This window comes from Psychrobacter sp. PG1, from assembly GCF_014897815.1.
Taxonomy (GTDB): domain Bacteria; phylum Pseudomonadota; class Gammaproteobacteria; order Pseudomonadales; family Moraxellaceae; genus Psychrobacter.
In genome coordinates, this window is record NZ_JABUZG010000084.1 from 404,970 (window position 1) to 417,171 (window position 12,202).

The 12,202-nt window shown below is 44.6% G+C and carries 8 protein-coding genes; 1 reads left to right on the top strand and 7 read right to left on the bottom strand.

Annotated elements, in window-relative coordinates; all coding sequences use genetic code 11:
• The first annotated feature begins 308 nt into the window (after nt 1-308).
• Nucleotides 309-1,181 carry a methyltransferase domain-containing protein gene (locus INT03_RS14800; protein WP_193009518.1) on the top strand — a complete coding sequence of 291 codons (873 nt, stop codon included), beginning with the start codon at nt 309-311 and terminating at the stop codon, nt 1,179-1,181.
• A 166-nt stretch (nt 1,182-1,347) separates the two neighbouring features.
• Here INT03_RS14800 and INT03_RS14805 read toward each other — a convergent pair whose 3' ends face one another.
• The 7 genes from INT03_RS14805 to INT03_RS14835 all read right to left on the bottom strand — a co-directional run bounded on the left by INT03_RS14805 (nt 1,348) and on the right by INT03_RS14835 (nt 11,869).
• Nucleotides 1,348-2,700, bottom strand: a complete 1,353-nt coding sequence (locus INT03_RS14805; RefSeq protein ID WP_193009519.1) for an ABC transporter ATP-binding protein — start codon at nt 2,698-2,700, stop codon at nt 1,348-1,350.
• Nucleotides 2,701-2,806: 106 nt separating this feature from the next.
• Entirely contained in the window at nt 2,807-4,513 is a 1,707-nt protein-coding gene (locus INT03_RS14810) for an ABC transporter permease (protein ID WP_193009520.1), read from the bottom strand.
• A gap of 173 nt (nt 4,514-4,686) precedes the next feature.
• Entirely contained in the window at nt 4,687-5,811 is a 1,125-nt protein-coding gene (locus tag INT03_RS14815; RefSeq protein WP_055124594.1) for an extracellular solute-binding protein, read from the bottom strand.
• Between the two features lie 291 nt (nt 5,812-6,102).
• Nucleotides 6,103-6,828, bottom strand: coding sequence for a 16S rRNA (uracil(1498)-N(3))-methyltransferase (locus tag INT03_RS14820; RefSeq protein ID WP_193009521.1), 726 nt, complete (start codon nt 6,826-6,828; stop codon nt 6,103-6,105).
• Complete coding sequence (locus tag INT03_RS14825; protein WP_193009522.1) at nt 6,825-8,447, bottom strand: 3-deoxy-D-manno-octulosonic acid transferase; 1,623 nt, start codon at nt 8,445-8,447, stop codon at nt 6,825-6,827. Before INT03_RS14825 ends, INT03_RS14820 begins: the two co-directional genes overlap by 4 nt.
• 222 nt (nt 8,448-8,669) lie before the next feature.
• Nucleotides 8,670-10,127 carry a tetratricopeptide repeat protein gene (locus INT03_RS14830; RefSeq protein WP_193009523.1) on the bottom strand — a complete coding sequence of 486 codons (1,458 nt, stop codon included), beginning with the start codon at nt 10,125-10,127 and terminating at the stop codon, nt 8,670-8,672.
• A gap of 104 nt (nt 10,128-10,231) precedes the next feature.
• Entirely contained in the window at nt 10,232-11,869 is a 1,638-nt protein-coding gene (locus INT03_RS14835) for a cardiolipin synthase (protein WP_193009524.1), read from the bottom strand.
• Nucleotides 11,870-12,202 lie beyond the last annotated feature (333 nt).

The window sequence follows — 12,202 nt, forward strand, 5'->3', positions numbered from 1 at the left end:
GCGGTGGTAGATCAGACGTTTGCTGAGAGTCCTTGACAATAAAAAATTTCAGTATGGCAGACTCTTTTTATTGAACGGTTTTTATTGAATACAGTGAAGTATCAGATATTTCCAATAAAACTTACTCAATAATTGTTTCTTAAACCTTACTACTTATACCGTAAAATATTGTGAAAAGCTACTGGAAAACAGGTATTTAATGGCATCTTTGACGCTATGGTAAAGCTAGTATTGGCGTCAAGCCTAGCTTAGATTTTGTCTTTGTTGTACGATGTTCCAAAATACCATCCTAATACAGATAGCGCTTTATGCAAACCAATAATGAAAGTATCAAAGAACATGACAACCAATCGGCTGATCTGACACAACCAATCGACGCATCAGGCGATATACGTGCCGATCGTAGCTTCGATGCGATTGCGGATCATTTTGAAAAAAAGGTCTACGGTGGCTTAAAAGGCGATATTCGATTGGCGGTGCTACGCCGTGATATCTTTGAATATAGCGCGCAAATGAGTGAAAGCCTTGGGCGACCTTTACGTATTTTGGATGTGGGTGCAGGGCTAGCACAGATTGCAATAGAGCTGGCAGCTCAAGGTCATACATTGGTCATCAATGATATCTCAGCCAACATGCTAGAAAAAGCGAAAGCGAGTGCCGCGCAGATAGACGAAGACCTGAATATCACATGGTACGTTTGCCCCTATCAGGAGCTGCCAGAAAAGTTGGGTACAGAAAATAGTGAAAAGTTTGATTTAATCATGTGTCATGCGCTGCTTGAATGGTTGGCAGAGCCCGCTGCGGTGATGGACTTTTTTGATCAGCAATTAGCGGATAATGGTGCGCTATCTTTATGCTTTTATAACCCAGCAAGCTTTGATTATCGCAACCTAATCATGGGTAATTTTAACTTACTTGATAATACAGAATATAAGGCTGATAACAAAAAAAGCCTCACGCCCAACCATCCTGTCGCCAAAGAAGAAGTTGAATCTTGGTTGACTGCGCATCATTATCAGACCATACGCACCAGCGGTCTGCGCGTATTCCATGATTATGCCCCGCTTAAGCGTGGTGGACACAATGACCCAGATGCCGTGATACGCATGGAGCTGCGCTACTCGCAATTAGAGCCGTATAAATGGTTGGGACGTTATTTGCACATATTGGCAACGCGATAAGCGTAAGTGCAAGCACCTGTTTTTTGGAGGGAGTTTTAATCAATATAGTCACCGCAGTTTAAAACAGGTATAAAGTAGATACAAGGCAGCCAAGCGTAAATAGCATGCTGTGTGCATGTCGCGAGGTTAATTTCCTAATCATTTATAAATGCTTTGATTATAACAACTATTCTGTCTCATCAACTCTCTCTGACCTATCATACTCTGACCAAGTCGTCGCATTGATGTCTTTTTCATCAAATACCACGACGTGCTCTAAGATAGGTAAAATACCAATCTGTGACCCAATCTCGTGATTATGGTGACTGGCGACTAAAGACAATACCGTTTGCCCGTCGTCAAGTTGCAAGCGATATAAATAGTTGGCACCGCGAAATACGCGTCCAACGACTAAAGCGGTTTGGTTGCTCTCATCGTCATGAATGATATCATCAGGGCGCACCAACACCTTAATCGGTGTGCCATTAGGATAATCGTACTCGCAATACTGTGGATACCCTGATTCATCATACACTTCCATACGTCGATAAATATCGCCTAATGCCGTCTCAACATGGCCTTCTTTGATGATGCCATCTATCATCGCACCTTCGCCGACAAACTCAGCGACAAAAGGACTGATTGGTTCATGATATAGCTCACTTGGGGTTGCCCACTGTACCAGTTTACCTTTATGCATCACCCCCACTTTATCAGCCAGTGCAAAGGCTTCGTTTTGATCATGAGTGACCAATATTGCCGTGGTATTGGTGCGTTTAAGAATATCACGAACATTCATTGCCAATGATTCACGTAGCACCACATCTAGATTAGAAAACGGCTCATCGAGTAGTAATAGTTTTGGCTTTGGCGCTAATGCGCGGGCTAGTGCCACCCGCTGCTGCTGACCACCTGACAGCTCATTTGGACGTTTGTCAGCATGCTCAGACAATTCAACCAGCTCTAGCATCTCAGCGACACGGGCTTTTTTGTCAGCGGCAGACCATTTATTCAGACCAAAAGCGATGTTTTTTGCCACGCTCAAATGCCCAAATAACGCATAGTCCTGAAACACCATGCCCATACCGCGTTTGGCGGGTGCTACTGCATACGAGTTGCGGTCAGTTTTATCAGTAAGACATTGATTGTTTAAGAGAACCGTACCATCACGGCTTTGTTCCAGCCCTGCAATCGCTCTTAGTGCCGTGGTCTTGCCGCAGCCGCTATAACCCAAAAAGCAACCAATCTCGCCTTGCTTCAATTCCAAAGACAAACCATTGACGATAATCGTATCGTCATAACCGACGATTAAATCTTGCACACTAAAATAAGGACTAGTAGCCGTATCTGCCTCAGTATTTGTCTCAACATCTTGGCTAAAGGCACTACTTTTTTCTAAAGACTTACTAGGCTGGGCGGGCGGCGTCTTAACTTGAGCAACTGGTAATTTTTTTATATGCTCCAGTCTTGCCTTGGCCTTTATTGACTTGGCATTGATTGATTTAGAGTCTGCTGAGCCTTTCATTGAATCAGTGTACATAGACGGTACCAGTTAGCTATTAGTAAATAAAACCCATAGATAAAACAGTGAAAACAATCATAAAATGGAGCGTTATCGGATAATGCAGATTGACTCTAAAAATACATTAACCTTGCTTATCGCTTTGACGCAATAATATCCAAACAGGCAGCAGCCCAACCAGCACAATCAATAAACTGGGCAATGCAGCTCGTCCCCACATGCCTTCGCTGGTCATCTCAAACACCCGCACCGCCAGCGTATCCCAGCCTTGGCGACGCGTCATTAAGGTAATCGGCATCTCTTTCATGACTTCAACAAACCCCATCAATAGTCCAGTCAATATTCCTGGACTAATAACGGGCAACATCACTTGACGCCAGCGCTGATAAGGACTGTCACTCAGTAATTTGGCAGCCGCTTCTTGATTGACCGTTAGTCGCTGTAGCTGTCGATCAACTGGCTGAAAACTCACCGTCATAAAACGCGTCGATAATGCCAATAGCATCACAATCACACTGCCTGATAATACTTGCTGCGTGGTAATCCCAAAGACAATCATTTGGTTGTCTAGCCAAGCAATTGGGATAAAGATGCCCACTGCCAATACTGTACCCGGCACCACATAACCCAAATTTGCCAAAGTAGTCATGAGCTTGGTCAATTTATCAGGATACTGCCGCTTAATCCACGCAATGATAATCGCCAAAAAGGCAATAAAAATCGTGGTCATGCTAGCAATCATGAGGCTGTTGGTCACAAAATCAATATAGCGCGCATCAAAATCTTGGCGAAAATTCAATGCCGTCCAGTAGATGAGCTGCAAAAATGGGATTAAAAAAGCGCCAGCAAATACCAAGGTACACAGCAATGTCATGCCCAATTTCGCAGGCGTGCTGGCATCAAAACGCTGACTGCTGCCTTGAGTCACATTATTGCCGCGCTTGGTTTGCCAATACTGCTCAAACAATACCACAATAAAGATCACACCGATGAGCAAAGCTGCCAATTGTGCCGCAGTGGTCAAACTAAAGAAACCAAACCATGCTTTGTAAATAGCCGTGGTAAAGGTATCAACATTAAAGACCGACACGGCACCAAAATCTGCCAAGGTCTCCATACTGGCAAGCAATAGTCCGCCAATAATCCACGGCAAGGCTTGTGGTAATGCCAACCGGAAAAACACGCGGCTACGGCTTAAGCCCAGCATTTGTCCCGCTTCAATCGCTCGCCTTCCTTGCGATAAGAACGCTTGACGCGCCAGCAAATAGACATAGGGATAAAACGCTAGGGACAATACCAAACCTGCTCCCCAGACATTACGGATCGAAGGAATCGCTGCATCAAAGCCTAGGTCGCGCAAACCTGTCTGTAATGGTCCACTAAAATCAACAATACCAATGGTGACAAACGCCAATACATAGGCAGGTATCGCCAGCGGTAACATCAGCGCCCACGAAAAAAACCGCTGTCCAGGGAAGCGGTACATACTGGTTACCCAAGCAAGCGCGGTGCCAATAGTGCCAGACACGACTGTTACCATCAGCAATAAAATCGCGGTATTTTTAAGCACTTGCGGCAGCACATAATCTGCCATGTGCGTCCAGATATCGGCAATTGGCTGCGTCCAAGATAGCAACACAATCAAAATTGGCAAAAGCATAAACGACGAAATCAGTCCTAAGACTGATTTTGAGATAATACGTTTACGGACGGCGTGGTCTTGGCTGACAGTCTGCTTTCCATCAATATTATGATTATCCATATTGTTGGCATTAGCACTATCATTAACTGTATCGTTTTGACGTGCAGACGCGTCTGGCGTTTTGATCATATCATTATTACCGTGTCATACGCATAAAGACCTTACAACATTATACCAAACTCAAAAATACGGCTAAAAACACTGTCCGCTTTGAACATAAAGACTATCATTTAGCCTATCAATCTTGATACTCGGGGTTGATAGGCATTGTCATTTTTGAGAATGATATGACTGTCAATACCTTATTTATAGCCTGCTTTGTCCATCAACTGAATGGCTTGGGTTTGTAGCTCACCAAACTTTTGCACATTGATATCGTCTTTTTTGAATTCACCCCATGATCTGAGCATTTCTGACTCATCAACCCCTACTTTTACTGGGAATTCTTTGTCTGAGCTGGCATAAAGACCTTGCGCCTCATCAGAAGACAACCATTCTATCAGTTTAAGCGTACCCTCTGGATTGTCTGAACCTGCGACCACACCAGCACCTGAAATATTTACGTGTGTACCAGTCGTGCCTTGGTTTGCCCAAAATATTTTCACAGGGAAGTTAGGTTTTTCATCGAGCAGACGACCGTAGTAGTAACTGTTGGCAATGCCCACTTCACACTGACCAGCAGCGATGGCTTCTAGCATACTGGTATCATCGCTGAACACGTCAGTAGCTAAGTTAGCGACCCAACCACGGACGATTTCTTCGGTTTTCTCTTCGCCCAAATGCTCCATCATACTGGCCACAAGTGACTGGTTATAGACTTTTTTAGAGGTACGTAGGCATAACTTGCCTTTCCATTTTGGATCGGCTAAATCTGCATAAGTAGACAATTGGTCGGCACTGACTTTACTTGGGTCATAAAAGATCGTACGAGCACGCAATGATAGCCCTGTCCACTGACCTTTTGGATCACGATATTTGGCAGGGACATTTTCTTCTAACACAGTAGAGGATACTGGTTGCAACAAGCCTTGCTGAGCGGCTTGCCATAAGTTACCCGCATCAACCGTGAGCAGCATGTCGGCTGGCGTGTTCTGACCTTCAGCTTGCAAACGCGCCATGAGCGGACCTGTACTATCTGTGACCAGCTCAATCTTCACACCCGTCTGTTCGGTATAACGGTCTAGCAATGGCTTAATCAACTGCTCATTTCGCGAAGAATAAATAGTAATCGTTTGACCACCTTCACTCGTAGCACCATCATTAGCAGCTGGTTGCTCAGTAGCCGCCGCTGATGTCTCCGCCTCCACGCTCTCTTCTGTTGTAGATGAATTGCTACAACCAGCCAGTCCCAACATCATGCCAAATACGGCAACAGGCAAGATAAGCTTAGTAGAAGTTAGGTTAGCGCTAATGGCATTCAATGACATGGTTTTCCCCATAATGATGCTACGAAAAGGTGAGATAAATAGATGAGATGACAATAAGATAAGACGGCGCTAAAGACCTCTAACAATAAGGTTCAATCACGCGATAATCTCTGAAACAACATACTAATAGAAATGAGATTAATTATCAATACATTTGTTTAACTCAGAAATGCACCGATAATTTGGCTCAACTGTCACTTTCTAAGTGATAAATTTATAGATCTTCATGGAGTAATGTATAGATTTTCTAAGTGATGGCATGTCTTAATTATCTTTCAATGATCTGCTGATTCACGACAGCAACCATTGACCTAAAATCACATTGACGGCGGCTTCTGTACGCAGGATACGCGAGCCTATAGTGACTGCCGCGCAACCTTGAGTGGCGAGCAGTGCTATTTCATAATCAATCCAGCCGCCCTCGCTACCGATACAAACCAGACTTGGTAATCCTAACGATGGCGGCTGTTGTAGATACTGTGTAAAGGATAGCTCACTATACGGGTGCGCCACGATGGCTCGATTGGTTACCAAACCTGCCAGCTCATCTTCCACGAATGGCTTAAAGCGTTTTTGTAAAGTGATACGAGGCGCTATGGTGTCAACCCCTTGTTGCAGCCCTTCTAATACAAACTCATCAAGGCGCTCAAGCATCGGACTTTGCCAATAGCTTTTTTGCGTGCGATAGCTATTAATTAGGATAATATCGCGCACCCCAAGCGCGGTCATATCCATGATTAAGCGGCGTAGCACTTTAGGACGCGGTAGTGCCAACACAACGGTCAAATCTAGCTTTGGTGGCGGCGCAGTGGTGAGCTGAATATCACGCAACTCAATAGCATCAGAGCGGATGCTCTCAATCACAGCAGTGCCCAAATGACCGCCCATTTGACCGATTTTCAGCGTATCACCAACTTTTGCTGTTAGCACTTTATTGACGTGATTTATTTGTGATAATTCATCAATATATGCCGCATCCGAAGAGAAGTTTTCAATGGGTAATAATAAACAATTCATAGCAGCTCTTGGCTTGGTTGTTGAATAGCATGCTGCTCGACAACCTCTTTAATCATGGTAAATTGGCGGGTCAGTACGGCTTGCTGTTGTCTCGTCATTCGCGCGCCAGCTTGCCCTGCTTGTTCCGCTACCTCAAGATCACTGAGCCAAGACACTAGCTGCTGATAAATGAGCGCTACATCCTCTTTAGCGGCAGGCTTCTTACGAGAGGATTGTTGACTCGTATCATCATTAGTAGTAGCCGTATTAACAGTAACGGGACGATAGAAAACATTGTTTGGCTGATATAACGCGCCGACCTCCGCCAATTTATCTACCACGCTTTGGCAAGACTGCGTATAGCGCCCCATGAGTACAGGCGTTGCCACACTCGCTGGCTCAACGGGATTGTGCCCACCGACATCTACTAATGAGCCGCCGACCAGTGCCACATCTGCCAACTTATACCACGCCATCAGCTCACCCATGCTATCAGCCAGATAGACTTGTGTGTCTACATGAATGCTATCTTCTGCACTACGCCGTGCCATTGTTAATTCGGACGCTTGAATGAGCGCTGCTACTTCATCAAAACGTTCAGGATGTCTAGGTACAATGATAAGCAGCGCATCAGCGAGCGCGGGATGAGACAATAGCTGTTGATGCAGTGACAATGCCGTCTCTTCTTCGCCACTATGGGTACTTGCGGCAATCCAAATCGGTCGACCAGCGATATTCATCTCTTTTGCTAATGTAGACTCTTGGACCGATTCAGAATATTGGTTTGGTACGCTAGAATTTTCTGTATAGTTATCTTCTATATCAGCTTCTATATCAGCTTCTATATCAGCTTCTATATCAGCCGCTTTATCTTCAATTTGAGGCGTATTAATTACCCATTTGAGTGAACCTGCGACACGAATTTGCGCGCTATTCGCACCCAATTGTCGAAAGCGTTTCGCTGAGTCGCTGTCTTGGGCGATAATCAAAGTCAGATTTTTCATCATACTGGCACTGACCGCAGCAATTTTTTGATAACTTTTAAAAGAAGACGCTGACAGCCGACCGTTGACCAAGATACTGGGAATATGGTGTTCGGATAATTTGGTTAGGATATTTGCCCACAGTTCCGTTTCTACAAACAGAGCAGCGATAGGCTTGACATGCGCCAAAAAAGCCTCAATCACAGTTGGGCTGTCGACAGGTACGTAGCTATGGCTCATCCGACCTTGAGCAATATCATCGGCGAAACGGCTAGCACCGCGAGCAAAACCTGTCTGCGTGGTATTGGTTAACCATATTTGATAGCCATCTGCCAATAATGTATCTAATAATGGCGCGACGGTATTGGTCTCGCCCAATGACACCGCATGACACCAAATAACACCTTTATCGGTTTGCGCATTAGTCACTTTAGCCACTGGTCGCGGCGGATATTGTTTGCCAAAACGCTGCGCCACTTCTTGTTGATAGTTGTCGCGGTTGTGTGAGCGTTGCCAAACTTGCAGTCGATATAGCGGCTTAAGTAAGCCAATGGCGCACTGATAATACAAAGGCGCAGTATAAACAGTGCGGCTGGGCAACGATACTGGGTCAGTCGCTTCTAAAGCACAATCAGAGGATATAGGAGAAGATGGCATAAAGTTGCCCAGATTAGTAATGGCTTAAATAATATAGTCAATTCACTATAAAAGAGTGATGGCATTAACCTCGTTTGCAGTATCACCTATACATCTGCACTCGGTTGCCTTTTACCTCTTTAAATTAAATCGACTATAGTAAGGTGACGGTAAAAAATGCGCCAATTCTACCTGAATTTAGCGATTAACAATACGCTTTACAGCGTGTTGCCATAAAATATTTTAGACAATAATTAGAATCAATATTGCCACTACGAGTATGGCGGCGAATAACAACTGATAGCGCTTCATGCTATGTTGCTCTTGTTTTTGTGTCGTTATCAGCGCTTGTGCCTGTTGCCATTGCCCTACTACGCTCGCCGCTTCCGCGTGTCCATTCTTTGCTGCTTGCTCTAGCCAATATTTGCCAGTGTCTATATCTTGCGCCACGCCGACCCCTTGGTAATACATCTTGCTTAGTAGGCGCTGCGCACGACTGTCATTTTTGCTGGCTGCCTGCTTAACCCACTCAACCCCTGACGCTGTAGCAGCACCCTTATCAACCGTTAATCCTTCACCAAGTAACTCATACATTGCCAAATGTAGCATGGCAGCGCTATTACCCGCATGCGCCGCCTCTTGTAGTGTTAATAGCGCTTGCTTTTTTGTCGCTAAATGACTCTCTGAAAAGCGCATTTGCGTGCGCGGCTGACTTTGCTTGGCAATATGCTGTTCTAACTGCTCTAGCACTTTATGGGCTTGCTGATATTCGCTATTGCCAGCCGTTTGAACGAATTCTATGCTATCCAGCTCTACGAGCAATTGCGTAAAAATCGCGGGCGTTGGCAATTCTTGAAGAGAAGGCACTAACGATGGTAGTGGCTGCTCTAATACCCTATTTTCTGAGGTTGTATGAGGTTGCACTGTTTCTGATTTAGACAGCACAGGCTTAGTTTGGTTCTCTTGCTGAGACAGGTTCTGAGATTCTGGCACAGCATGTGGCGTATGACTCAACCCTTCTTTTTCTAACGGTTTCTGACTATCAACCGTTTTAATGTGCTCTACACTAGCGCTTGTATTTGGTGTGCTGATATTAATGACTGGCGTGATCGAATTAGCAACGTGATTGTCGTGCGCATGTGGCAACCTTGCGCTAACCGCTTGATACAGACCACTCGCCACTTGACCGCCTTGTACCGCCTCAAACGGCCGATCAATATGACCAAATAGACGCATCCCTATCGGCTCTAGTGCAAAAAACAATGACGTAACGCTATTAGCATCAGCCGACTGACAATAGACAACCGCCAGATGTTGATAAAAATCATCGGTTGTCAGAGCCAGTTCAGGATAGCGCTTATGTAACTCAAACTGTCCATACCAATGCGGCGTACTTTGCCATTGCTGTGCCAATACTCGCCCTGCATAAAATGCCAAAAATACCATAAAGTTACGATAGCGTTCATCGAGCAATAATGTCTCTTCATGCCATCGACCAGTTTTAACCATCTCACGACGTATGTGCGACAGCAGCGTATCGACTCGCTGTAAGCTGGCCAATGACTCATCTAAGATACAATCATGAAGCTCGCTCTCGTAAGCAATGCCACCAGCGATAGGACGATCCGCTAGAAAGTCTTGCCAATAGCCTGCTGCAATATAATCAAAGGGCGTTAGAGGTGATGCAGACGATGCATACATAGACAAGCGCATCCTTTATCGGGATAAATTAATAGTAATAAAAATAAGGTCATCATGGCACTAAACTGATATCAGTCGTTTACCTTATCCTAAAATTGAAAATGCTACAATAAAGGACTAAATAAGCGTACCACATTATCAAACAAACGCTCTGCACCATGGCGCTGTTGCCACTGCTCTAAACTCAAAAAACGGCAACTTTGTAAGTAGACTTCTTGACAATCAGCCACTTGAGCGACCATCTCTGGTGTATAAATGGCCAAGCTCACTTCCATATTTAGATAAAAACTGCGCATATCGATGTTTACAGTACCAAATAAACAATAATCATCATCGATAACCACTGTTTTGGTATGCAATAAACCACCCTTAAACAAGGCAATCGTCACGCCTGCCTCGAGCAGCTCTTGATAATAGGCTTGTGACGCATGCTGTACAAGAAATGAATCCACCTTTTCAGGGACAATCAGTGTCACCTCAACCCCACGTTTGGCAGCGATCGTTAATGCTCCCGAGAGCGCCTCGTCAGGTACAAAATACGGTGTGGTAATACGAATGCGTTTATTGGCGCGATGAATAACGGTCACCAATGTATTGTAAATCACATGGGCAGTCACTTGCGGTGCGGAGGGTATCAGCTGCGCCAGCACCCCTTCTACCATCGGCATCTTCGGTATCACAATCGATGTCGAGCCAATATTTGGCTGCTTATGATAGTCGATCTCACCAGCCAATACCTTTACCCGACTGTTTAAATCATTAATGGTTGGGTTCATCACATATAGTTTACGAGTATAGCCATTTACTCGCTGATTGAGCGCGTCTAGATTGTCGTTATTTTCCGCACCAATATCCGTGGCCACCACGATCGCCATGGCGGTCGTAATACTAATAGAGTGTTGACTGGTCGTGCGTATCGCCACATCGATCCACTGTCCAACGTTTTTATTTTGTTTAAAAAATCTTGGATCGACCAAGTTAAAGCTACCGATATAGCCAATGTGCTCATCAATCACCACAATTTTACGATGATTGCGCAAGTCAGAGCGCTTAAATAGCGTTTTAAATAAACCCACTGGTAGTGACTGATGGACAAAGACACCTGCTTTTTCTAAAGTACGATGCGCGCTACTATTAAAGAAACTAAAGCTGCCCACGCTATCGGCCAATATATGACACTCAATACCACGCTGCGCTGCCGCTGACAGCGCCTCTATCACCTCTAGTACTTGTCCTTTAGGATAAACAATATAAAACTCCATCAAGATAATACTCTGAGCGGCATTGATATCTTCGATTAATCGCTGAAAGATAGTATGAGGATCCGTCAATAGCTGCATATTGTGATTAGGAAACACGCCCAGCCCCGTCCAACGCGTGCCTATTTGACTGACACCGCGGTAGTTGGCTGACAGCAGCTCTTGTCCTTGATCAAAAACCAAATTCTCACGCCGTGCCATATCATCCATCAATAAGCTTGCTTGGTCTACCCGTTGACGATAGCGCCGCCCTATCATCGGCTCACCCAATAGTATATAAGCGATGAAACCAAAAAGAGGCAAGGTATAGAGCACAGCAATCCAAGCAATAGATACACCGATATTGCGCTGCACTGACACAACACGTAGCGTCATTACTATCATGAGAACAATATGCAATACCAGACCCAAGCCTGCAAAGTCTCCCCAAGACCAGGTCGTAAAAGTTTGTTCAATAGTGGAATTTTCTATGCCCGCCTCCAACAATCAACATAAAATAAAGCATGAGTCGTAAAACACCCTCAATAGTATAGTAGTTTTTGACCATCAAACAATGACTAACCATAATAAGTTTTTATGCAGCAACCTTAGTAAACACGTGCCTTAGACTACTATTAATAATAACTTTCAGACAGTATTTTCAATTATTTTTCAAAATAGTTAAAAAACTGTTTGACAGCCATGTGTAAATCTATATAATACACACCCACAGCAGCAGAGCTTAGTGACAAACTTAGAGCTCAGTTGATGTTGAATAAATTGCTTAGCAATTGTTCGAAGGGTGATTAGCTCAGTTGGTAGAGCGTCTGCCTTACA

What these genes read in the sequence shown, in the direction of transcription:
- INT03_RS14810 (WP_193009520.1), bottom strand. Translation starts at nt 4,513, where the DNA reads ATGATCAAAACGCCAGACGCGTCTGCACGTCAAAACGATACAGTTAAT.
- INT03_RS14830 (WP_193009523.1), bottom strand. Translation starts at nt 10,127, where the DNA reads ATGTATGCATCGTCTGCATCACCTCTAACGCCCTTTGATTATATTGCA.
- INT03_RS14825 (WP_193009522.1), bottom strand. Translation starts at nt 8,447, where the DNA reads ATGCCATCTTCTCCTATATCCTCTGATTGTGCTTTAGAAGCGACTGAC.
- INT03_RS14805 (WP_193009519.1), bottom strand. Translation starts at nt 2,700, where the DNA reads ATGTACACTGATTCAATGAAAGGCTCAGCAGACTCTAAATCAATCAAT.
- INT03_RS14815 (WP_055124594.1), bottom strand. Translation starts at nt 5,811, where the DNA reads ATGTCATTGAATGCCATTAGCGCTAACCTAACTTCTACTAAGCTTATC.
- INT03_RS14800 (WP_193009518.1), top strand. Translation starts at nt 309, where the DNA reads ATGCAAACCAATAATGAAAGTATCAAAGAACATGACAACCAATCGGCT.
- INT03_RS14820 (WP_193009521.1), bottom strand. Translation starts at nt 6,828, where the DNA reads ATGAATTGTTTATTATTACCCATTGAAAACTTCTCTTCGGATGCGGCA.